General features: G+C 41.4%; 22 protein-coding genes. 8 read left to right on the top strand and 14 right to left on the bottom strand.

The genetic code is table 11. The annotated features are described in order from the left end of the window. Nucleotides 1-342 precede the first annotated feature (342 nt). A complete protein-coding gene (gene nrdD / locus KQI58_RS10865) occupies nt 343-2,532 on the top strand; it encodes an anaerobic ribonucleoside-triphosphate reductase (RefSeq protein WP_216409021.1) in 2,190 nt (729 codons plus the stop codon). A 101-nt stretch (nt 2,533-2,633) separates the two neighbouring features. After that, nucleotides 2,634-3,236: an anaerobic ribonucleoside-triphosphate reductase activating protein gene (gene nrdG, locus KQI58_RS10860; protein ID WP_216409020.1), complete on the top strand. Its 603-nt coding sequence runs from the start codon at nt 2,634-2,636 to the stop codon at nt 3,234-3,236. Here the strand turns inward: nrdG and dinB are convergent. From dinB to KQI58_RS10820, 8 genes are all read right to left on the bottom strand, one after another. Continuing rightward, a complete protein-coding gene (gene dinB, locus KQI58_RS10855; protein WP_216409019.1) occupies nt 3,228-4,349 on the bottom strand; it encodes a DNA polymerase IV in 1,122 nt (373 codons plus the stop codon). The two genes, nrdG and dinB, sit on opposite strands and share 9 nt — an antisense overlap. 520 nt (nt 4,350-4,869) lie before the next feature. Further along, nucleotides 4,870-5,400: a hypothetical protein gene (locus KQI58_RS10850; RefSeq protein WP_010745652.1), complete on the bottom strand. Its 531-nt coding sequence runs from the start codon at nt 5,398-5,400 to the stop codon at nt 4,870-4,872. A 180-nt stretch (nt 5,401-5,580) separates the two neighbouring features. Further along, entirely contained in the window at nt 5,581-6,609 is a 1,029-nt protein-coding gene (locus KQI58_RS10845) for a hypothetical protein (protein ID WP_216409018.1), read from the bottom strand. A gap of 109 nt (nt 6,610-6,718) precedes the next feature. Continuing rightward, nucleotides 6,719-8,830, bottom strand: a complete 2,112-nt coding sequence (locus KQI58_RS10840; protein ID WP_216409017.1) for a heavy metal translocating P-type ATPase — start codon at nt 8,828-8,830, stop codon at nt 6,719-6,721. A 70-nt stretch (nt 8,831-8,900) separates the two neighbouring features. After that, complete coding sequence (locus KQI58_RS10835) at nt 8,901-11,075, bottom strand: heavy metal translocating P-type ATPase (protein ID WP_216409016.1); 2,175 nt, start codon at nt 11,073-11,075, stop codon at nt 8,901-8,903. Beyond that, a complete protein-coding gene (gene copZ, locus KQI58_RS10830; RefSeq protein ID WP_010745648.1) occupies nt 11,076-11,285 on the bottom strand; it encodes a copper chaperone CopZ in 210 nt (69 codons plus the stop codon). Nucleotides 11,286-11,333: 48 nt separating this feature from the next. Continuing rightward, nucleotides 11,334-11,774 carry a CopY/TcrY family copper transport repressor gene (locus tag KQI58_RS10825; protein WP_216409015.1) on the bottom strand — a complete coding sequence of 147 codons (441 nt, stop codon included), beginning with the start codon at nt 11,772-11,774 and terminating at the stop codon, nt 11,334-11,336. Between the two features lie 149 nt (nt 11,775-11,923). After that, nucleotides 11,924-13,981 (bottom strand): heavy metal translocating P-type ATPase, encoded by a 2,058-nt coding sequence (locus KQI58_RS10820; RefSeq protein WP_216409014.1) that lies wholly within the window; start codon nt 13,979-13,981, stop codon nt 11,924-11,926. Nucleotides 13,982-14,229: 248 nt separating this feature from the next. Between KQI58_RS10820 and KQI58_RS10815 the strand changes: the two genes are divergently transcribed. From KQI58_RS10815 to KQI58_RS10790, 6 genes are all read left to right on the top strand, one after another. Next, entirely contained in the window at nt 14,230-14,868 is a 639-nt protein-coding gene (locus KQI58_RS10815) for a TetR/AcrR family transcriptional regulator (RefSeq protein WP_216409013.1), read from the top strand. Nucleotides 14,869-14,942: 74 nt separating this feature from the next. Further along, nucleotides 14,943-15,191: a hypothetical protein gene (locus KQI58_RS10810; RefSeq protein ID WP_216409012.1), complete on the top strand. Its 249-nt coding sequence runs from the start codon at nt 14,943-14,945 to the stop codon at nt 15,189-15,191. A 27-nt stretch (nt 15,192-15,218) separates the two neighbouring features. After that, nucleotides 15,219-15,416: a hypothetical protein gene (locus tag KQI58_RS10805; RefSeq protein ID WP_216409011.1), complete on the top strand. Its 198-nt coding sequence runs from the start codon at nt 15,219-15,221 to the stop codon at nt 15,414-15,416. Between the two features lie 36 nt (nt 15,417-15,452). Continuing rightward, nucleotides 15,453-15,653 carry a hypothetical protein gene (locus tag KQI58_RS10800; protein ID WP_216409010.1) on the top strand — a complete coding sequence of 67 codons (201 nt, stop codon included), beginning with the start codon at nt 15,453-15,455 and terminating at the stop codon, nt 15,651-15,653. A gap of 17 nt (nt 15,654-15,670) precedes the next feature. Continuing rightward, entirely contained in the window at nt 15,671-15,871 is a 201-nt protein-coding gene (locus KQI58_RS10795; RefSeq protein ID WP_216409009.1) for a hypothetical protein, read from the top strand. Between the two features lie 17 nt (nt 15,872-15,888). Beyond that, nucleotides 15,889-16,089 (top strand): hypothetical protein, encoded by a 201-nt coding sequence (locus tag KQI58_RS10790; protein ID WP_144325351.1) that lies wholly within the window; start codon nt 15,889-15,891, stop codon nt 16,087-16,089. A gap of 42 nt (nt 16,090-16,131) precedes the next feature. Here KQI58_RS10790 and asnS read toward each other — a convergent pair whose 3' ends face one another. From asnS to KQI58_RS10760, 6 genes are all read right to left on the bottom strand, one after another. After that, a complete protein-coding gene (gene asnS, locus KQI58_RS10785; RefSeq protein WP_216409008.1) occupies nt 16,132-17,430 on the bottom strand; it encodes an asparagine--tRNA ligase in 1,299 nt (432 codons plus the stop codon). 38 nt (nt 17,431-17,468) lie between these two features. After that, nucleotides 17,469-18,656 carry a pyridoxal phosphate-dependent aminotransferase gene (locus KQI58_RS10780; protein ID WP_216409007.1) on the bottom strand — a complete coding sequence of 396 codons (1,188 nt, stop codon included), beginning with the start codon at nt 18,654-18,656 and terminating at the stop codon, nt 17,469-17,471. A gap of 27 nt (nt 18,657-18,683) precedes the next feature. Then, nucleotides 18,684-19,187 (bottom strand): cell wall elongation regulator TseB-like domain-containing protein, encoded by a 504-nt coding sequence (locus KQI58_RS10775; protein WP_216409006.1) that lies wholly within the window; start codon nt 19,185-19,187, stop codon nt 18,684-18,686. A gap of 54 nt (nt 19,188-19,241) precedes the next feature. Then, the gene (locus KQI58_RS10770) at nt 19,242-21,995 is read right to left on the bottom strand and encodes a helicase C-terminal domain-containing protein (protein ID WP_216409005.1); all 2,754 of its coding nucleotides are present in this window, start codon (nt 21,993-21,995) and stop codon (nt 19,242-19,244) included. A 262-nt stretch (nt 21,996-22,257) separates the two neighbouring features. Then, entirely contained in the window at nt 22,258-22,458 is a 201-nt protein-coding gene (locus KQI58_RS10765) for a cold-shock protein (protein ID WP_010745638.1), read from the bottom strand. A 191-nt stretch (nt 22,459-22,649) separates the two neighbouring features. Further along, nucleotides 22,650-23,753: a baeRF6 domain-containing protein gene (locus KQI58_RS10760; protein WP_216409004.1), complete on the bottom strand. Its 1,104-nt coding sequence runs from the start codon at nt 23,751-23,753 to the stop codon at nt 22,650-22,652. Nucleotides 23,754-24,215 lie beyond the last annotated feature (462 nt).

Below are 24,215 nucleotides of genomic sequence, written 5' to 3'. Positions count from 1 at the left end.
TTGTACCCTCGAGGGATATATTTCAAAAAATAATACGACAAATCCTTATTTTTAATATCTAAATTTTTTTCTTTATGGTATCATATTTGAGGCGGATTCCTATGTGAAACGTCCTTCAATATTCTTACAATTTCTTCACTTTTTTGGAAAAATATTTTTCAGTTATTTTATCTTAAATGGAAGCTTGTCCTTATCAGCTTTCTTATATCTTTCAGTAAACAAACACACTATATATAGTGTGTTTTTCTTTTTTGGCAAAAAAATAATACTATATATCGTTGCAACAACCTCAAAAATACTATATGATTGATAATGAACTTTAAAGGAAATGGAGTGTTTGCAATGATGGAAATCCACACAAAAGATTCGTTGTTCAACGAATATCAACCGTCGCTAAAAAATATTAAGGTCGTAAAACGTGATGGTCGTCACACATCCTTTGACGATCAAAAAATTTATGATGCTTTAATCAAAGCCGAAACGAAAATTAAAGGGTCTGTTGATCCATTGGCTCATGAACGTATCCAGTCAATCGTTGAGCGCGTAGATGCAGAAATTTCAGAACGTTTTACTAGCGATATCAAAATATATGAAATCCAAAACATTGTGGAGCATACATTATTAGAACACAACGAATATGAATTAGCAGAAGAATACATCAATTATCGGACGCGCCGCGACTTCCAGCGCAGTAAAGCAACAGATATCAACTTTACGATCGGCAAATTGATCAACAAGGATCAAACCGTCGTCAATGAAAATGCCAATAAGGATAGTGATGTCTTTAATACACAGCGTGACTTAACGGCTGGGATCGTCGGCAAGTCGATCGGCTTGAAGATGCTGCCGCCGCACGTAGCCAACGCTCACCAAAAAGGCGACATCCATTATCATGATTTGGACTACCATCCATATACACCGATGACCAACTGCTGTTTGATTGACTTCAAAGGCATGTTAAACAACGGCTTCAAGATCGGAAATGCGGAAGTGGAAAGTCCTAAATCAATCCAAACGGCAACTGCCCAAATTTCACAAATCATCGCCAATGTGGCATCAAGCCAATACGGCGGCTGTTCGGCGGATCGTACTGACGAGTTGTTAGCTCCTTTTGCGCGCCTAAATTACGCGAAGCACTTAAAAGATGCAGAAGAATGGATTGATGATCCTGAAAAGCAAAAAGCTTTTGCAAAACAAAAAACCCGTAAAGACATTTACGACGCGATGCAAAGCTTGGAATATGAGATCAATACTCTGTTTACCTCTAATGGACAAACACCATTCACTTCACTAGGCTTCGGTCTAGGAACTGACTGGTTTGAACGGGAGATTCAAAAAGCGATCCTGCAAATCCGGATCGAAGGTCTAGGCAGTGAAAAACGCACAGCGATCTTCCCTAAATTGATCTTTACGTTACGTCGTGGGACTAACTTGAATCCGACTGATCCAAACTACGATATTAAAGAACTGGCTTTAGAATGTGCAACGAAACGGATGTATCCAGACATCTTGAACTACGATAAATTGATCGAATTAACCGGCAGCTTTAAAGTCCCAATGGGTTGTCGTTCATTCTTGCAGGGCTGGAAAAATGAACAAGGTGAAGAAGTCAACGCTGGTCGGATGAATCTTGGCGTTGTTACTTTGAACTTACCGCGGATTGCGTTAGAATCCGGCGGCAACAAAGAAAAATTCTGGTCATTACTAGAAGAACGTCTGCAAATCGCTAAAGACGCGTTAGTCTTCCGGATCGATCGTTGTAAAGAAGCCACACCGGCAAATGCACCAATCCTTTATCAATATGGCGCATTCGGCAAACGCTTGAAACGGACCGACGCCGTCAACGAATTGTTTAAAAACAAACGGGCAACCATTTCACTTGGATATATCGGTCTTTACGAAGTAGCCAGCGTTTTTTACGGCGGCGAATGGGAAGATAATAAAGAAGCGAAAGACTTCACTATCGATATCATGAAGGATTTGAAAGAACACGCAGACGCATGGGGCAATGAATACGGCTATCACTTCAGTGTGTACTCAACGCCAAGTGAAAGCTTAACTGATCGCTTCTGTCATTTAGATACAGAACGTTTTGGTGTTGTCGAAAATATTACAGATAAAGACTACTATACAAATAGTTTCCATTACGATGTTCGTAAAAATCCAACACCATTTGAAAAATTGGACTTTGAAAAGGATTATCCGAAATATTGTTCTGGCGGGTTCATCCACTACTGTGAGTATCCTGTTCTACAACAAAATCCAAAATCATTGGAAGCTGTTTGGGACTATGGTTACGATCGGATTGCTTACTTAGGAACGAATACACCGATTGATCACTGCTACGAATGCGGCTTCGAAGGCGACTTCAAGCCAACCAAACGCGGCTTTGAATGTCCACAATGCGGTAATCACGATCCAAAATCATGTGATGTCGTTAAACGAACTTGCGGCTACTTAGGAAATCCTCAGGCACGCCCAATGGTTCACGGACGCCATGAAGAAATCGCCTCACGTGTAAAACACATGTAAAAAGCTCAACGAACGGACTTCGTTCATTGAGCCAAACAGAAATACGATTGACAGGGACGGCGCTCTTTGCCGCTCCCTGTTTTACTTGAAAGGGGAAAAATATGCGTAATCCTAAACCCAAAGAATGGCTGGCCAGCGAATTGAGTCAACAATACATCGCAGATTATAAAGCTTTCAACTTTGTCGATGGCGAAGGCGTCCGCAATAGTCTTTATGTCAGCGGCTGTCCCTTTGCCTGCGAAGGCTGCTTCAATGCGGCGTCGCAGAATTTCCGTTATGGCAAGCCCTTTACGCAAGAACTAGAAGATCAGCTGATTGCAGATACCGCCCATGATTATGTCCAAGGCGTGACCTTCCTAGGTGGTGAGCCCTTCTTGAATACACAGGTCTGCTTAAAAGTGATCAATCGACTTCGCGCTGAATTTGGCGACACTAAAGACATCTGGTCTTGGAGCGGCTACACCTTTGAAGAATTGCTGTTAGATAGCGATGATAAATTAGAGATGCTAAGTAAGATCGATATTTTAGTCGATGGCCGCTTCGAACTCTCAAAGAAAAACTTGATGCTGCAATTCCGCGGCAGCTCAAACCAACGCATCATCGATGTGAAAAAATCATTAGCTCAAGGTGAGGTCGTCATTTGGGAGAAGCTTCATGACTCCGAAAAAGCTTTCGAGCAAATTAAAAAGAGCGAACTAATTTGATCGCTCTTCCCACAAAGGTAACACAATATTTTCAAAGGCAATGGGATCGAGATTAGTCAGAGTAATTCCGACTAAGCGGATCCCTTTTTCTACGCCGCCAATCTCCTCCCAAATCAAACTGGCTTGAGAAAATAAGTCTTCTTTCTTTTCTATGTAATAAGGCAAAGTGACCCGCCGCGTGACCGTCGTATAATCCGCGTAACGAACCTTGAGAACGACCGTTTTGCCATGCCGCTGCACCCGCTTTAAGGAACCTTCGACCTTTTCAGCTAACTGCCTCAACTGACTTAACACCTCATCATCTGTCGATAACGGGCGACCATACGTATGCTCCTTACCGACAGATTTTCGTTCACGTGTGATACTAACCGGCGAATCATGGATTCCCCGCACCTTCCGATACAAGGAATAGCCCATCTTGCCAAATTCCTGAATCAAGAACATTTCACTTTTCTCGTACAAGTCCGCCCCCGTAAAGATACCTAGCTCATTCATTTTAGGAACAGTCTTCTTACCGACACCATGAAATTTCTCAATCGGCAGGCGTTTCAAAAAGACGACAGCTTCCTCTGGTGAGATCACCGTCATTCCTTGAGGCTTTTGATAATCGGAAGCCAGCTTGGCCAAAAATTTATTATAGCTAACTCCCGCAGAGCAGGTTAATTGCAGCTCCTGCCAAATCTCCTGCTGTATCAGGCGGGCGATTTTGATCGCTGAACGCGCATTGATCTTGTTTTCCGTCACATCCAGATAAGCTTCATCAATAGACACCGGTTCGATGATATCCGTATAGCGATGAAAAATTTCCCGTACCTGTTGGGAGACCGCACTGTATTTGGCATGATCACCCGGCTTAAAAATCGCCTGGGGACACAATTCATAGGCCTTCTGGGCACTCATCGCTGAATGAATCCCGTAGATCCGCGCCTTGTAATTCGCCGTCGTCACGACACCCTTGCCGCCCGTATCAGAAGGATGACGAGCGATCACTAAAGGATGCTTTGCCAGTTCCGGATCATCCCGCTCCTCAACGGAGGCAAAAAAAGCATCCATATCCATATGAATAATTTTTCGCGATGTATCATTTTTCAATGGAAAAACCAACTCAGCCATGCTGCTCGCCTCCTTCCTAGGTTTATTTCTACCTTCATTATAACCGAACGTTTGTTCAGAGACAATTATTCCTACTGGAAGCAAGAGAAATGTAACTATTATAAGAAAGGCTTCACGAACTCGCTCAGCTTTTGAGCATCAGGTAGGTACTGTTCCACATCAGCTCTGCAAGCAATCACTGTGTGTCTCAGCAATAAGACCAAAATATTTCTAAATTGCCAAGAAACACAGTGATTAAAGAGAACTGATGTTGATTGGTACCTCCTCGGTGCTTCTCAAATTTCGAAATATTTTTGCTTATTGCCGATATGCTAGTTCTGCTTAACGGAGTTTAGCAGTAACTGTATGCGTAGCTTGCGTAGAAAAGCTAGTTCGTGAAGCCGGACATGGATATACCTGCTGTAAAGCGATTTTCTCATGTGAAAATTTTAGAATTTCCTTACAAGTCAAAAAAAACGAACAACCTGTACTATCAAACGATAGAAACAGCGTTGTCCGAATTATGTTTTAGGCAAATCCCTTATCTTTCGATTAAATTCACTTTGCGGATCATCAGCTTGTCCGCCGATCCGCGCTGAAACTCCTGCGGTTCGCCAAAAATTTCAGCATAGATGACCTTATTGTGCTCGCGGCGACGCAGCTGATAGATAATTTTTCCAGTATCCTCCAGCTCCTTCATCATTTCTGTCACACCGCCAAAGCCGGTTTTCTTCGTGATAAAACCAGTCGCCACCATGCGTTCATCCAAATAGCGTGCCGAGATCACTGACCCTTTTGCCAGTGTTGTTCTCAGAGCAGTCGCTAATTCCTCTAATTCTTCAGGAACCGGTAATTCTCGTTCCACTGGTTGATATAACGTATCGCGCAAGGTATTTAACTCCTCAACTAAGGCTTCATATTGTTCCTTAGTCAGCATCACACCTGCAATTTTCTCGCGGTTAAAAATATAAACTCCGGTCTCTGCTTTACGAGCTTGAGCAAAAACATCCATTGGTGATTTTTTTACTTCTGTAATTGAAGATGTCGGAACATCTAATTTTCGCAATCCCATTCTGCTCTCCTCCTACTTCCTAGCTCTTCAAATGTAAGAACTACCCCTTATTTTCAACTGTATCCCCTTCTAAAAATCACGCGAACGATCAAGATCACGCGAAATAGAACGACACTCTTATCGTAGTCCTCATCATTATAGCATAACCTTTCTTTAAGAAAAATCTTGATCTAATTTTCCTTAATCAGATAATAAAACCATCTGATATTTCTCCTGAATCTTTAAAGAGTAATCTAAAGTAGGCGTCGTTTTCAACGCGACTTGATGACTTGCAACCACAATGTTTTTCAAGGCCAAAGCCAGCCCTTCATTTTGACAATTCCTCAGCATCGGAATTTGCCGTTTTACTTCCCTACTAAGATGAACATAATTTGACGAAACCGCCTCTTGCTTCCATTTTAAATTGAAGAGTAGTACGGGAAGGCCTTGAGATAGCCCAAAAAACAGATCCAAAAGCTTCACATTGAATGTGTTTCTTAACACTTCACCTTCCCAAGCGATCGCGTCCTCAATAATCCTACTGGCCCTTTTGACTTCCAGATACAAGTCTGTCTGATAATTTTGGTGAGACTGATAGAATTCAGTGAATCGTTGAAAATGGTAACGCATATGGTCAAAGAAGAGATACTCAGCTATATTCTCCTGTATACCGAATTCCTCAATAAAGCGATTGATTAGCATTCTATCTGGAAATAATGCTTGGTTCACTGAAGGTATTGGTTGGTCTTTATAATATTGATCGATTTGTTGATAAACTTCGCCTTCTTCAAAATAATAGAAATCTCTCAAATAGCGTAATTGTAACAACAAAATGGTACCCGGATCACCTAAAAGACTCCCTGCTTGCCGATTCACCCAAAGATTGAAATGAACCAATCGTTTATTTAATTCTCTTATCTTGGCATAGCCCTTTTCTGTATACGGCTGCTGCCAAAGAAAATGTTTAAAAACTTGAAAGAGCGGGTCCTGCATTAACACTTTCCGATGAAGCTCTAAGAAATTGGGATAGCGACGACGATTAATTCGCCAGGTTTTTCCTTTTATTACGTAACCCTTTTGCTGTAATTCATCACTATAACGCATCGCTGATTTAATACTTACACGGAGTTGTTTAGCCATTTCAGTAACTGTATATTGTTCTTCATTGATTAACTCAAGCAACCGCAGATGTTGTTGCGTTTTGTTTCTGATTATAAATTGCCAGATCATACCTTGTGTCTCCTCTTTTGCTGATTGAAATTCTTTTTCTTTAAAAATAACATAGATAGACACAAAGTTTTTTGTCAACTTTTTATCAAAAAAAAAAGCGTCTGAATTCTCAAACGCTTAAAGTCATGGCATTTATTGCCACAATAATCGTACTCAAAGACATTAAAATCGCACCAACAGCAGGACTTAATAAAATTCCGATAGGTGCTAAAATACCTGCTGCTAAAGGGATTGCCAAAATGTTATATCCAGCACCCCACCACAGGTTTTGGATCATTTTTCTATGAGTTCTTTTCGCCAAACGGACGAATTTTAAAATATCTTGTAAATTGCTATTGGTCAGTACAACGTCAGCCGAATCAATCGCAATATCAGTCCCAGCACCAATCGCCATTCCAATCGTCGCTCTTGCTAAAGCAGGGGCATCATTGATACCGTCTCCCACCATCATGACTTTCTTGCCATCATCCGTGTAGCGTTTGATGATTTTTTCTTTATCATCCGGTAATAGCTCGCTATAAAATTCTTTGATGTCCAGATAATCAGCTACTGCCTTTGCCGCCTCCTGATTGTCTCCAGTCAACATGACAGGTTCAATCCCGACGTTTCGCAAACTCTTGATGAAATCCTTGGCCTGCGGTTTTAATGTATCTCCCATCGCAAAGAACGCAACTAATTGTTCATCAATTAATAGGAAGGAAATCGTATTTCCCTGTGCTTGATAGTCCTTCAATTTTTCTTGATCGAAGGTCAATTTACGGCGTTCGATTTCTTTTTGGTTTGCTAGAATAACCTGATGGCCCTCTACTGTTCCGCTAACCCCGATTCCCTTCAAAGTTGATACCTCTTGCGCTTGGTAAGGGTCGATGCCCTCTGATTTCAAATAATTCATGACACCGACAGCTAATGGATGATTGGTTTGCGCTTCAAGAGCACCGATATATTTCAACGCTTCTTCTTTACTCGTGTCTGCCAATTCCTCGATTCCTGTCACTGTAAACTTACCTTCTGTTAAGGTTCCTGTTTTATCAAGAAAAACATAATCCAACTGGTTTCCTTGCTCTAAGGCTTGTCGACTTTTCAGCAGCAACCCATTTTTAGCCGCTAATGAGGTGGAACGAGCGATTACTAAAGGAATCGCTAAGCCTAAAGCATGTGGACAGGCGATGACAAAAACGGTCACCATACGGTCCAAAGCCTGCGGCAAATCTGCGGCAAATAGCCAGACAATAAAAGTTAAAATCCCTGCAACTAACGCAATGTAGAATAACCATTTCGCCACTTTATCTGAAATCGATTCTAATTTTGATTTTTCTTGCTGAGCTTGCTGAACCATCGTCATGACTTTAGCAAGGTAGCCGTCTTCCCCAGTACCAGTGACTTTTACTCTGATCGTACCATCGCCATTGACTGAACCGCCAATGACCGTGTCACCGACATTCTTCTGAACGCCTTTAGATTCACCGGTCACAGCCGATTCATCGACAATCGTTGAGCCTTTGATAATCTGTCCATCGGTCGGAATTTTATCCCCCGCACGAACTAAGAGCATGTCACCACTCTTGATCTCCTGCAGCTTGACCTTTTGGGTCGATCCATCTTCTTGGATCAGATTCACCTCGTCCGGCAGTAATTCTGCTAACTTCTTCAAAGCATTACTGGCATTGGATACGGCGTTCATTTCGACCCAATGACCTAAGAGCATGATGACAATCAGTGTTGCCAATTCCCAGAAGAAATCCATGACGTGCTCATGAGGATTCAACTTATTCGCAATAAAGGAATACAAACTATAGATGTAGGCAACTGTAATCCCCATCGCAATCAAGGTCATCATAGCTGGACTCTTCATCTTCAGTTCCATTTTCGCCCCGCTCAAGAACGGTTGGCCGCCGTAAATAAACAGCACCGTCGCTAACACTAAAACGACCCACTCAGAACCCGGAAAAGTGAATTGGAAGGGCAGCTGCATTCCCATCATCGGCGAAAGAACGATGATCGGAATCGATAAAACAAGTGAGAGCCAAAATTTTTGTTTGAAATTCCCCATATGCATCGAATGATCCATGCCGCCATGCGCCATCTCGTGATGGTCATGTCCACTCATTTCCTGATTCATATTGTGATGATCGTGTCCATTCATCGAATGATCCATTTCGTTATGATCATGCTTGGAATGGTCCATTTTCATCGATTCATCCATTTGATCTCCTTGTTTCATGCTACATGCCTCCTAATTTACTTCAACATTCTTAAACGATTCATTCGCAGTTATCTAATTTATGCTGATTCTACAACTTTTTTTGATTCAAACTGAGAGAGTTCAACAATACGCTGACCGAACTAAAAGCCATCGCGCCACCGGCAATGATGGGATTCAAAAAGCCTAAAGCAGCAAAAGGAATACCAATCACATTGTATAAAAACGCCCAGAATAAATTTTGTTTGATTTTTCTTAAGGTTAATTTGGATAAACGAATGCTCTTTTCAACCGATAAAAGATCACTGTTCATTAAAGTAATATCGGCTGTCTCCATCGCAATATCCGTTCCACTGCCCATGGCAATGCCGATATCAGCTAAAGCCAGTGCAGGCGCATCATTAATCCCATCGCCGACCATCCCGACCGATTGACCTTTGGTTTGAAGCTCCTTAACTACCTGAGCCTTATCCTCTGGTAAAACTTCTGCAACGATATCTGATGCCTGTAAGCCAACTTGTCCACCAATATATTGCGCAGTCTGAGGATTATCCCCCGTCAGCATTTTTACCTTGATTCCTGATTGATGAAGAGCAGCGATAGCGGATTTAGAAGACGCTTTGACTTGATCCGTTACCGAAATCATTGCCAGAACTTTCTTATTGTCGGTTAAGAACATCACCGTTTTTCCTTCTCCTTCTAACGCTAACACACGATCTTCAGGAAATGAAATGTTTCGCTCGTTCAAGCCGCGTTTTGAGCCAACAAAATAGGATTGCCCATTGATTACGCCGGTAACGCCTTGCCCTGTTAAGCTCTCAAAATTGTCGACGGGCAAGATTTCAACCTGATCTTTTCCATAATGATAGATCGCCTTTGCTAAAGGATGCTCGGAATGCTGCTCAAGACTGGTTAAATAAGCCAACGCCTGTGGATCAAATGCTTCAAAATCTGCCACTACCGGCTTGCCTTCTGTAATCGTTCCAGTTTTGTCCAAGACGATCGTTGTCAAGTGAGCGATTTTTTCTAACGCGCCGCCGCCCTTGATCAGAATCCCTGACTTCGCGCCTAAACCCGTTCCTACCATAATAGCTGTCGGTGTCGCTAACCCAAGTGCACATGGACACGCAATTACCAGCACAGAGACACTATGGACGATCGCCTGTTGCCAATCACCAGTTAGTAAGCCAGTCGCGAGCAACGTAAGTAACGCCAATCCCAATACTGTCGGGACAAAAATACTAGAGATTTTGTCCGCAATCTGCTGGATTGGGGCTTTTTCACCCTGCGCATCCTCCACCATACGAATAATTCGTGAAAGGACGGTCATACTGCCGACTTGTGTAGCACTAAATTGAATGCTGCCTGTGGTATTAACGGTGCCGCCAAATACTTGATCATCCACCTGTTTATCCACTGGTAAGCTTTCACCAGTCAACATACTTTCGTCAATCGTTGTCTGCCCTTTTAAAATCTTTCCATCTACCGGAATTTGTTCTCCAGGACGAACCCGCAGGATGTCGCCAACCTGCACCTCTTCGATCGGTACTTCCTTTTCTTCGCCTGCCACAATAATCATTGCCGTCTTGGCTTGCAGACTCATTAACTGCTTGATCGCATCACTGGTCTTCGTCTTAGCTTTTTGTTCTAAATATTTTCCTAACAAGATCAAGGTGATAATCATGCCGCTGCTTTCAAAATACAGATCTGAATTGTGAGGATTGAAGAAACCATTATACACACTTAACACAAAAGCAGCCGAGGTTCCCATCGCTACCAGCACATCCATATTCGGAGCTTTGGTTTTCAGCGCATGATACGCCCCGCGATAAAAACGCTGCCCAACACCAAATTGCACAGGTGTCACTAGGATCAATTGAACTAATGGAATGTGCAAAAAGTATACCCACTCTGCATGACTGCCCAAGAGCATCGCGATCATAGCAATCATCAAAGGAGCTGTTAGAACCGCACTTAAAATCAAATCCCGCTTCATTTTTCTAAGGTAAGCGGCCTTTTCTTCTTCGATCTTTTGTTTGTGAGCCTCATCAAACAAAATTGCGCCATAGCCAATGGCCTCAACTCGTTGAATCAAATTTTCTGCTGTCAAGTTTCCATCAAACTGAACGGTCGCCTTTTCCGTTGCCAGATTCACATTCGCCTCTAGCACACCTTCTGTTGCTTTCAGCTCCTTCTCTACTCGAGCGGAACAATTGGCACAGGTCATGCCAGTAATGGCAAATGTTTCTACTGTCGTGTCTGCCAATTAGATCACCTCAGTTTCATACCCAGCTTCTGTCACTGCTGCAGCAATTTGGTCCGCCGAAACTTGCGCTTCATCGAATTTAACAACGCCTTGATTCTTCTTCAGATTGATCTTAACCTTATCGATCCCATCCAATTGATTGATCGCCTTTTCCACGTTCGCTACGCAGTGATTACAGCTCATTCCGTTGATTGCAAATTGTTTTTTCATGATAATAATCTCCATTCCTATTGGTTTATTTTTTATGGCTGTTGCCAATTATTTATGATGATTGCATTCACACTGACCGGGAATACAATTGCATTCAATCGCAGCTACAGTTTTCTTATTAATTAACTGAGCTTTGATCATTTCCACATCTGCCTCCGTCAGCTCCGCTTCCGCAACTAACTCCGCGATCGTTTCGCCAATTCGTTTCGCACAAATATGAGAAAATAAATTTTCCGTCGCACTTTTGACCGTTTCGCCTTCACTGATAGCCGGATAATAAATATATTTCTTCCCAGATTGCTCCGTACGCACTGCCTCTTTTTTTACCAATCGCCCCAACAACGTTTTGATCGTCGCCGGCTTCCATTCCATCGTTTGTCCCAGAATATCAATAATTTCCTGCGCCGTAGTCGATTCCTGCGTCCAGATCACCCGCATGACCTCCCACTCCGAATCACTGATCTTAATCGGTGTCACCGTCATTGTCATAACACTTCGCCCCTTTCGTTTACATTTGTAATCTATAAACAAAGTTTACATTTGTAATCTGTTTTAGTCAACTGATATGCGAAAGTTTTTTTACACAAGAAAAGCTCTGCAACTAAAAATAGTCGCAAAGCCTTTTCTTTTATATAATCTTATTTCACTCGCAAACAACGCATCGCATTCAGCACAGCGAGCACAGTTACACCAACATCGGCGAAGACTGCCGCGTACATAGTCGCAAAACCTAAAGCACCTAGCAATAGAACGATGACTTTCACTCCGATTGCAAAGACGATATTTTGTTTCACGATGCCCATCGTCTTGCGGGCGATTTGGATTGCAACCGGAATTTTAGCCGGCTGATCGTCCATGATCACGACATCCGCCGCTTCGATCGCTGCATCCGAACCAAGTCCGCCCATGGCGATCCCAATATCTGCTCGGGCTAATACCGGCGCATCGTTCATACCATCACCGACAAAAGCGGTCTTTTGTTCTCGTGACAATTCTGCTTCTAAATGATTGACTTTATCCTCCGGCAATAATTCACTGTAGACTTGATCAATTCCGACTTTTTTCCCAATCGCATCCGCGATCATCCGGTTATCACCTGTCAGCATCACCGTCCGTTTCACACCTAAGCTTTTCACTTCTGATAAGGCTTCTGAGACATTGTCCTTCAGTTCATCAGCGATTAATAGATGTCCAATGTATTTTCCATCCATTGCCACATAAACGATCGTGCCGATTTCATTAACTGCTTGGAAGGAAATATCGTATTTCGCTAACAGCTTTTCATTTCCGACTAAGAAATGATGCCCTTCGATCTCAACCGAAATCCCGAAGCCGGCAATTTCTTCCAGCTGACTAACGGGAGATAACGGTTGGTCGACATATTTGACGATCGATTGTGCGATCGGATGGCTGGAGCTTTGTTCGGCACTGGCAACATAGCGCAAGAAATCCTTTTGATCGATCGTCGTCTCAACATTTTGAACTTCGAAAACGCCTTTGGTCAAGGTTCCTGTTTTATCAAAGACCAGCGTTTCCACATTCGCTAATGTTTCAATGTAGTTACTTCCCTTAATCAAGATCCCGGCCTTACTTGCACCACCGATTCCGCCAAAGAAACTTAGCGGTACGGAGATCACCAAAGCACACGGACAAGAAATAACCAAGAAGGTCAAAGCTCGATACACCCAATCATAAAAAGGTTCGCCGGTAACTAATGGCGGTACTACCGCCAGCAATACAGCCAAACCAACAACGATCGGCGTATAATAGCGGGCAAAACTAGTAATAAAATTTTCCGCCGGTGCCTTTTTACTGCTGGCATTTTCAACTAAGTCTAAAATCTTGCTGACAGTCGATTCACCAAAAGTCGTCGTGACTTCCACTGTCAATTGTCCGCTTTGATTAATAAAGCCGCTAAGAATTTGTTCCCCCGCATTGATACTGCGTGGGACGGATTCACCAGTCAACGCCGAAGTATCCAGCATCGAACGTCCTTCTTTGACGATCCCATCTAATGGAACCTTCTCCCCAGGCTTAACTAAAATCTGATCACCAACACGAATTGTTTCCGGTGCAACCTTTCTTACCTCGCCATTTTGGATCAAGTTCGCTGAATCAGGTCGGATCGCCAATAAGGAGCTGATAGATTTCCTTGATTTTGCCACGGCGTAATCTTGGAAGAATTCCCCGACTTGATAAAACAGCATCACGGCCACAGCCTCAGGATATTCACCGATTGCGATCGCACCGACCGTCGCCACGGCCATCAAAAAGTTTTCATCGAAAATCTCACCATGAAAAATGTTCGTAATCGCGGTCTTCAAAACATCATAACCGATCCATAAGTATAAAATCAGATAAGCAACGAACTCCCAAGGCATTGCCGGCTTCACGATCGCCAGCACGCCTAATGCTAAAACGGCTGTTACGATCTGAATGATTTTCCCTTTAGAACTCTCTTCGACCTTCTCCGTTTGCACACTATTCACTTCAACGTCCGGTTCTAATTTGTTCACAACTTCTTTAGCTTCTTCGCAAACCCGAGCGATTTCCTTTTCAGGCGCATGGATCGTCAGCTTCGTACTCATAAAATCAACCTGTGCACTTTCGACCCCTTTGATTTGTTGGACGGAACGCTCGATTTTTGCTGCACAGTTCGCGCAATCCAATCCATCCAAACGATATACCTTTTCCATGAGATACCCTTCTCTCTAAACTACATATGAATGTTTCTTCATGTATATTATATATGAGTATTCATTCATGTGTCAAGTAGAAAAGAAAGCTTTTTCAAAAATATTTTTACAATATAAACATTGATATGACAGCCTTTCTAAAAATAATGAAAACTTTTTCTAAAAAAGAGTTGACTTCTAGACCCACGGTCGGTATTATTAAGTCAGAAAGAACGACCGACAGTCGGTTGGGAGAAAGGAGATCAGACATGCGTATCGTAAAAGAGCATGATGAACGAAGAAACGAGATCATCACCACCGCCGAAGAATTCTTCTTAACCAAAGGCTTCAACAAAACAACCGTCAATGACATTTTGAAACGAATCGGTATCGCGAAAGGAACCTTCTATCATTACTTCGTTTCAAAAGAAGAGGTTTTAGACGCCGTCATTGGTCAAATCATTGAACAAGAAATTTCAAGAGCAAAAGAAATCCAAGCTTCAAATGGATCAGCACTAGAAAAGCTCATCACCTTTCTTACACAAAATAGTCAAGAAGATGAACGAAAAGAAGAAATCGTCGACAAATTTCAAATGCCGGAGAATTCATTAATGAAACAGCGAGCACTAGCCGGAACCATCAATCAAGTTTGTCCCGTCTTAGCAGAAATCATTGAAGTTGGCAGACAGCAAGGAGAATTCAACACCGCTTACCCGCTTGAAAGCATTCAATTTTTAATCGCTGGAATTCAAACGATGTTTGACGAAATTGAAAAATTACCGCCTGAAACCATTCAAAACCGAGTTATTGCTGCAACGGATTTAATTTACAAAGCCTTGGATGTGAACCCAGAAATCCATCCTTACGATCAAACTACCGCACAATTACAAAAAATCTTTATCCCATAAGCTCAACAAAACCTGTTGAGTTTAACATTTAAAATGAAAATGACCGACAGTCGGTCAAGAAAGAGGAATTTACTATGAATAATACAGAAATGATCGAAACACTCGCTATCCAAACAAACGAAGCCGCTATGACAATCGAAAGTATCTTAAAAAGCTACGAACACTATTGCAACGAAAATATTACCCGCTACTCAAGCAAACACTTAACTGCAATCATCGACTTTATCGCTGCTGAAACTCATTTGCCAGAAGAAACCTGTTCAAAAGTAATGACCCAGTTCTTTGACACAGTAAAAAAACAAATCAAACATAAATTCTTTTAACCTAAAAAATGAAAAGAGGAAAATAAAATGAAAAAACTTACGATCATCGCATTGACACTTATCACTCTAGGAGCAACTTCGCAAATCGTTGAAAAGAATATCGACAAAGAAGAAGTGAAAACTGTCATCACCACTAACCTAAAAGAAAACGATGAAACGAACGAAGACCTTTATTTCCAACATGACGAACAAGAAAATTCTTTACTTGAAAAAATTGGATTCTAAACTAAAAAAAAAAACTCAAAAAAGGAGAAATTTAAAATGAAAAAACTTACTATTATTGCTTTGACACTCATCACTTTAGGGGCTACTTCTCAAATCGTTGAAAAAAACATCGACAAAGAAGAAGTAAAAACTGTTGTTACTGCGAATCTCAAAGAACACGACGAAAAAGACAGTGACATTGATTTTGGTCATGACAACGACGATGAAAATACATTAGCCGAAAAAATCGGATTTTAATTAGGAGGAGATTTACTATGAAAAAACTAACAATTATTGCTTTGACACTTATCACTTTGGGAGCCACTTCTCAGATCGTTGAAAAAAACATCGACAAAGAAGAAGTGAAAACTGTTGTTACTACGAATCTCAAAGAACACGACGAAAAAGACAGTGACATTGATTTTGGTCATGACAACGACGCTGAAAATACATTAGCTGAAAAAATCGGATTTTAATTAGGAGGAGATTTAACATGAAAAAACTTACTATTATCGCATTGACACTGATCACTCTAGGAGCCACTTCGCAAATCGTCGAAAAGAACATCGACAAAGAAGAGGTAAAAACCGTCGTTACTACGAACCTCAAAGAAAATGATTCTGAGAATGAATCAATCTACTTCCAGCATGAAGACGACAAACAAGGCTCATTAATAGAAAAAATTGGATTTTAAAAAAGCGTCGAGGACAGCCTCGACGCTTTTGCTCTATTTCAATTACGGATAAATCCGGTTCAACAAACGTGGGAATGGTATAGCCTCACGCACATGATCGATCCCAGCAATAAAGGTAATCGTTCGTTCAAGACCTAAACCAAAACCTGAGTGTGGAACAGTACCATATCTGCGTAAATCTAAATACCATGAGTATTCTTCTTCACTAAGATTATGCTCACGGATTTGTTCTAACAAGAAATCATAGTCCGTTGCACGCTCTGAACCGCCGATGATTTCACCGTAGCCTTCAGGCGCAATCAAGTCCGCACAGATGACAACATCTTCCCGAGTTGGATGTGGTTTCATGTAGAATGGTTTGATCGCCTTTGGATAATTCAAAATGAAAACAGGACGGTCAAAGGAGTTAGCGATAAAGGTTTCATGCGGTGAACCGAAATCATCGCCCCATTCAATATCGTCAAAACCATTTTTCTTCAATAATTCGATCGCGTCATCATAAGAGATTCGCGGATAAGGAAGTTTTGTATAGTTCTTCAAAATTTCTTTGTCACGGCCCAGTACATCTAACGCGTAATCGCAATTATCCAATACGTTTTGAACTAAGTAAGCAACGTACTGTTCTTGAACCTCTAGGCTATCTTCTTGATGCATGAAGGCCATTTCTGGTTCAATCATCCAAAACTCAATTAAGTGACGGCGTGTTTTTGATTTTTCTGCACGGAAAGTTGGACCAAATGAGAATACTTTGCCTAGTGCCATTGCAGCTGCTTCCATATACAATTGTCCACTTTGAGATAAATAAGCCTTATGGTCAAAATAGTTCGTTTCAAATAAGTCGCTGGTGCCTTCAGGAGCTGAACCTGTCAAAATCGGCGGATCAACTTTCACGAAGCCGTTGTTGTTAAAGAATTCATAGGTCGCACGAATCACTTCGTTACGAATTAGCATGATCGCATGCTGTTGTGACGAACGCAACCATAAGTGACGATGATCCATCAAGAAATCAACACCGTGTTCTTTTGGTGTAATTGGATAGTCATGACTTTCACCGATCACTTCGATCTCTTTCACACCTAGTTCATACCCGAATTTTGAACGAGTATCTTCCCGAATTTCTCCAGTTACGATGATTGATGTTTCTTGCGTCAATTCTTTGGCTAAATGAAAGACCTCTTCTGACACTTCACTTTTTACAACAACTGCTTGGAAATAAGCCGTTCCATCACGTAATTGTAAAAAAGAGATTTTTCCGCTTGAACGCTTATTAGCGACCCAAGCACCGATTTTTACTGTTTCGCCAACATGATTCTTGGCATCAATGATTTGAATTTGTTCCACAAATGTCTCTCCTAACTTATTTATCCCGAATTGATGTTTTACTTCTTACTATTTTCAATAAAGCGGCGAATCCGCACAACAGCTTCTTCTAAATCCTCCATGCTGGCTGAATAACTCATCCGTACACTATCATCAGATCCAAAGCCTTCACCAGTTACCAGCGCTACTTGTTCTTGCTCCAACAGATCGTTAACCCAAGTCGTTACATTATCGTAACCGCCCATCTCCATGGCTCCCTTGATATTTGGAAATAGATAAAATGCCCCTTGCGGTTTTTTTAACTTAAAGCCTGGCAAATCGGCCACCTTCGGATAGATCGTGTTTAAGCGCTCTTCAAAGGCTTGGCGCATTTTTTCTGCCGTTTCTTGTTCGCCAGTTAAAGCTTCAACAGCCGCTACCTGGCTGACAGAGGCTGGGTTACTTGTCGCTTGAGAGGCGATTGACGTCATTCCGCCAATGATCTCAGCATTCCCAATCGCATAACCGATTCGCCAACCGGTCATAGAATAGGTTTTTGATACCCCGTTGATGATCACTGTATGATGGAAAATCTCGTCAGATAAAGAAGCCATATGCGGCGCTTCGTTCCCATTATAAACAAGATGATCATAAATATCATCTGAGACAATCAACAGTTCATGACGGACTGCCCATTCACCAATTTCCCGCAGCTCCTCTTCTGTGTAGATCATACCTGTCGGATTTGACGGTGAATTGATGATAATCGCTTTTGTCTTCTCCGTCCGAGCTGCTTCAAGCTGATCAACCGTTATCTTGTAATCATTGTCCTGAACTCCAGTAACAAAAACTGGCAGCCCCTGCGCTAGTTTAACCTGTTCCCCGTAGCTGACCCAATAAGGCACTGGGATAATCACTTCATCCCCTGCATCCAAAATTGTTTGGAACAAGGTATACAACGCAAATTTCGCACCGCTGGTCACGATGATGTTTTTCGGTTCGATCGTTAAATCATAGTTTTCCTTAGTGAAGTCAACGATCGCGGACTTCAATTCCGGCGTACCGCCAGCTGCGGTGTAAAAGCTAACTTTCCCGCTCTTGATTCCTTCAATCGCAGCTTGCTCGATATTCTCCGGAGTCGTAAAATCTGGTTCTCCGACAGTTAAACTAATGACATCTAAGCCTTGAGCCTTCAACTCTTTGGCTTTGGCGGTGGCGGCTAAAGTGACGGACGGTTCTAGGTTTGTTACACGCTGTGACAATTTCATAACTGATAACTCCCTTACCAAGATTTTTTATATTTTTTTTATCTCTTTGATCGTCTTGCCGTCATTAAATGCCAGCAAGTAATAATAAATCGCGCCCTGTTCGTCTTTCGCAGTAATCTCCCAAGCAGTCTGATCGCGATAGATTCCCAGATTAGCCTTTTCAAAGATTAGCTCTGGGTGAGCACTTTCAAACCGTTTTTCAGCTTGCTGCTCTGTCAGACCATCCTTTTGATTAAGAACGCGGATTTTCTCCCCCGATTCTGGAACGATCACAATAATCGCTTCTCCAGAGTTGCTTTCACCAGTGACGGTGAAATACGTTTTGTCACGGTTAAACCAATAGAATTGATCTACCGTTTTTAAATCGGCATATTTTTCTGCCATTTGAACAGCTTCTCTTTTGGCTTGCTGCATCGGACGATTTGAACGAATGAAAATCATGATCGCCGCCACGATAATGATCAGTAAAAAAGTCACGATTCCTAACAGCCAACGATTGAGTCGCTGTTGTCCTGCACTATTCGTATCCAAAATCATACTCCTCTCAGACAAGCTACATTATACCAAAAGAAGAGCTTCGCCTCATTAATTCTCTGTACTTTTGTCAGAATTTAAAAATTGGTCGGTCTCAAGTAAGATTTCTTCCAACGGTAACTGTTTGATCGGCAACTCCTTTGGCAGTGCTTTGCGTAATTTTTCTCCATAACCTGCCGTGATAAAGCGTTGATCTAATAACAGCATCACACCCTTATCCTTTTCCGAGCGGATCAAGCGTCCCAATGCTTGCCGCAATCTCAGAGCAGCATGAGGAACCGCTTCTTGGAAAAAGGGATTGATTCCTTCTGATGCTAAAAAATCATTGCGCGCTTTTACTTGAAGCCGCTGCGGATTTTCAAATGGTAGACGTGTTACGATTAAAATCTGCAAAATATCTCCTGGTAAATCTATCCCTTCCCAAAAACTATCCGCACCGAACAGCAACGCGTCTTTAGACAATAAGAACCGCTTCAGCAATTTTTCACGACTGCCGCCGATACCTTGAGCTAAGACTTCTCTGCCTTCGTTTAGTAAAGGCACACGCACACGCTGATAAACACGATTCAAGATATCGTGTGAAGTAAACAGAACCAAGATCGGCCGTTTTTGATTTTCTGCCATCTTATATACGACGCTCGCTACGTAATTCGCGTACTGATCAGGCGAGGTCGACTGGATGCTGATACTGTTAGTCGGCAAATACAAACGCGCTTGTTCGGCATAATCATAGGGACTGCTAATAATTTTCAATGCAGTATATGGAATTCCCCAGCGCTTCGCAAAATAATGACGATCACTGCCGATTTTTAGCGTACCACCTAAATAAAGAATCTGTTGATATCGATCATACCATTTTGTCTGGCTGATCAATGAAGCATCTAAATCCTGTACTTGGAAGGTTTTACGTTTCGCATTAAACCAATGAATATAGCGAGCGTCCCATTTTTCGCTAAAGGTCTCAAACGCCTGCTGTTGCTGAGCCAAATTCTCTAACAATAATTGGAGGTCACTCCACTCCGCCTGTTCCTTGATACCAAACGTCTCTTTGTACATCGTAAAATACGTCTGCAACTGATCCCCTAGTGTCAAGGCGTCCTGATAAAGACGACCGATGCGCTGTAAAACTTGTTCTCCAGCTAGAGAAAGCTGATCGATCATATCTTTAGTAATCAACCGCTCATTTTCTGTGGGGTATTCGTCCTTGAAAATTTGATAAAAATCAGTCAAATCCTCGTTCAACTCCTGCAAGACATCTTGAAAAATTTCAAGTAGATGCTGCGTCTGTTGATCCTTTTGTACGAGTGCCTGCCAAACAGAAAATTGCTGATTATCGAACAAATGAGTGATCATACGTTGAATTGCTAAAAGATTAAAATGCTGGGTAGTAACTTTTTCCAACACCCGATTCAAATGATGTGCCTCATCGATGATCAAATAAGGACTCTTCGGCAGCTGAGGCTCTTTTCGTTGGTCTTCTTGCGCTAAGTATGCATGATTTGTCACGATTAGATTACTTTGAGCCAATTTTTCTTGACGGTGACGAATAAAATCAACCGCATAAAAGGGACTATTGGGGTTCAATGTATGCGTTCCTAAATGTGCCACTTCTTGCCAAAAAGGATGCTTTAAACTGGTCATATTCAGTTCATCAAAATCCCCAGTTTCGGTCTGGGTAAGCCAAACGAGCAAAGCCATTTGATAAAAGGTATATTGCTTTTGCTCTGATTTCTTTTCAAAACTTTGATAGAAACGTTCTAAATCAATATAATGTCGACTACTTTTCATTACCACCGCCTGCAAAGGCTGATCCAATAAACGATTGATCAGTGGCAGATCATGATTCAAAATCTGTTCCTGCAACAGTAAAGACACCGTACTAACAATTATCGGCTTTTCTGGTGTTGCTAAAAAACTCATGGGCAACAAGTAGCCCAGTGTCTTGCCGATTCCAGTTGCTGCCTCCACCAAAACATTTTTGTCATCCTTTTTATTAAAGAAATCGTACACCAGGTTCATCAAACGAGCCTGTTCTTTTCGAAAATCCAACTCTCCTTGATAAACCTTTTCCTTAGCCTTTCGTGAGCGTGGATAAGCCTTCGTACCAAAATAATTCTCAGAAAAGAGCGGCACTTGTTTCTTTCGCAAAGCCAAACCATGAATAATGGCTAAATCTTTTGATAATGGTTTAGGATTGGCCTGCATCTCTCTTAAGCAATTTTCCAAATATTTCTTTGTTTGAAAAGCCATCTGATCAGCAGTATCAATTATTTTTTCTAAAGTAATGATTGGCAGCTCTTTTATTTTCGCTTCTAAGTGTAGCAATAATTGCGCTGTCACATCCGCATCGCTGTCCGCCTGATGCGGATTTTCATGAACCAAATGCAATTCCTCTGCCAAATCCTTTAAGCGAAAACTTAAAGATGTTGGCATGAATACTTGCGCTAATTCTACAGTATCAATACCAGGAATCGTCAGCGGCGGCATCCCACAGCGTTCTAATTCATTACTTAAAAAGGGATAGTCAAAATGAATATTGTGAGCCACAAAGATCGTATCTGCTAATAAGTTCGTAATCGTTTGAGCCACATCTTCAAAATAAGGGGCCTTTTTAATTCGCTGATTCGTGATTCCAGTCAACGTCTGAATCTGCGCTGGAATTGATTGATCCGGATTGATATCGGTCGAAAAATGCGTGACGATCTTCCCTTCTTCAATCAGTACACAACCGAATTGAATGATTCGATCCGTCTTAGGGTCCGTTCCAGTCGTTTCAATATCAACAACTGCATAATTCTTTTTCACCTGCGCCCCTCCTTTCTCGGATTAGTGAGTAAATACAAAAAATATACGTAATCAACGGATATCTATGACATCCAGCTTGCTCGTACCTTCCTCACGCATTATATCTGAATAGTACCACTTTCTACAAGAAAGTTCTTTGTTTAAAACGATTCCACTCACTTTTATACTTACAACCAAGTCTTTCATTTGCAAAAAGCGGAGATAAAAAATCACGAAAAAAAAAGCCAGATGCATAAGCATCTGGCATAAAAGTCTACTAAAATTAAGCTTTGTTAACGTTTGTAGCTTGAGGTCCACGTTGGCCTTCTTCAACGTCGAAAGTCACTGCTTGACCTTCTTCTAAAGTTTTGAAGCCGTCGCCTTGGATAGCTGAGAAATGTACGAATACGTCATTTCCGTTTTCAGCAGTGATAAATCCGTAGCCTTTTTCTGAGTTGAACCATTTTACTGTACCTTGTTCCATGTTAAACATCCTCCTAGGATAAAAATTAATTTGTAATTACTTGAATGGTGAAATAGGAAAGATGTTGTCTGAAACAAACTTGCCAATATTACCGTACAAAAACTACAATTAGAAGTATAACATAGATAAAGCGATAACACTAGGTTATCGCTCAAAAATTTTTTTCTTAATATAATTGAAACATTTCTCCTCTAATAGCGTAGGATAGCCAATAAGCTTTTCTCATCCGGTGCATCCTTTTGGTCTAGAACAAAGACCTGTCCGCCATTTTTGATAACATCGTCAGCAATTTCATTCAACACTTGACGACGGTCGTATTCTACATCCGGATCTTCGCCAAAACCATCGACAAGATTAGCTGTCGCAATAAATAGCTGCGATACTTTCCCTTCTTTCGCAGCAGGAACAATATCCACTAATTGATCAATAAACTTGCGATTGATCAATTTTTGATACGTTTGTGTTTCCACTTCTGCTAGCTGATCCGCTATTTTCTGCGTTTCCTTTTTGATATCATTGATATTCATTTGTGCAGGAGACCCGCTGATTGCGGCTTTGTCTGAGTAATAAGGATTTTTCGCAATCTTTTTGAATTGTGATTGATTTTCTGGCAAAGCAAAAAGATACACAGGCAATTGTTCTGGGTTATTCAGTTCCTTCAGAAAGTTATCAACCGCTTGATAATAATTCACCCAATCGATCTCGACTTCCTCATCCTTTGTGCTGACACCGTGAACACTGCCGACTTCTCCACCTCTTGATGAAACGCTTAGATTACCTCCGGTCAATTCGTCGCCTAAGGCCGTTTCGATATCTTTTGGTGCACCTTCTGGAAGCTCAATCATTTCGATTTCTTTGTTGCGAACAAGATAAAGTTTCATAGAATCTCTATTCAAAGCCATTAAATAGTAAGAATAGTTAAATTGCGCGTTTTTTATGATTGCCAATAAATAAGGCAGTTCACTTACATAGTATTGGTCATCAACTGCGATACTTAGGCGATGAATATACGTTTCATCAGCCGTCAAGATGACTGCGACACTTTTTGTTCCGCTACGCCAAAAATCTCCATCTGCTAATAATTGATCGATTTTTTCTTGGAATGGTTCAAAGCTGTGATCAGTGTACTTCTTCTCAAAGCGTCGTTTCGCTTCTTTAGCAAAGTTTTTAAACATGATTTGGTCTTTTTCAACATCCTGATGCGCATGATGAGTATTCAACATAAATGTGATAAAAGGACCGGTTGCTTCTTCTGAAGTCAATTCAGTTAGTAACTTTTTACTGATATTTGCCATAAATGTACCCTCCTATTTAATCTTCCAACCCAAGTGTACCATAGCTCTCAATTTCCTTAAAACGAAACGCAACCCTTACATTATGAAATAATCATAAAAATTTCACTGTAATTTGCATAAGTCTTTTCTAATACATTTCTTAGCGATTAACAAACAGCCATTCATGATTTCATTGATTGAATGCTTTATCATGAACTCATACCAATTATCCCGAATTGGTTTTTCATACTTACTCCTACCAAGAGTAAATAACAACCTTCATTTCCACCATAGTGACGGCTATGGTGGTTTTTTTGCGAGTTCCACTTCGCGCTTTAGCGCGATTAGTGGAATCGTATGCGTGACGAAAATCTAATCCTTTTTCGCGGGCTTCGAAAAAGGATCACCTTTTTTGGAGGTAGCTGTCAGTTCTACTTCATTTGTAAAATCGACTACAAACAAATCACCTAAACAATAATTTGT

Source organism: Enterococcus raffinosus (assembly GCF_018917525.1).
Taxonomy (GTDB): domain Bacteria; phylum Bacillota; class Bacilli; order Lactobacillales; family Enterococcaceae; genus Enterococcus_A; species Enterococcus_A raffinosus_A.
This window is presented reverse-complemented; position numbering and strand designations above follow the sequence as displayed.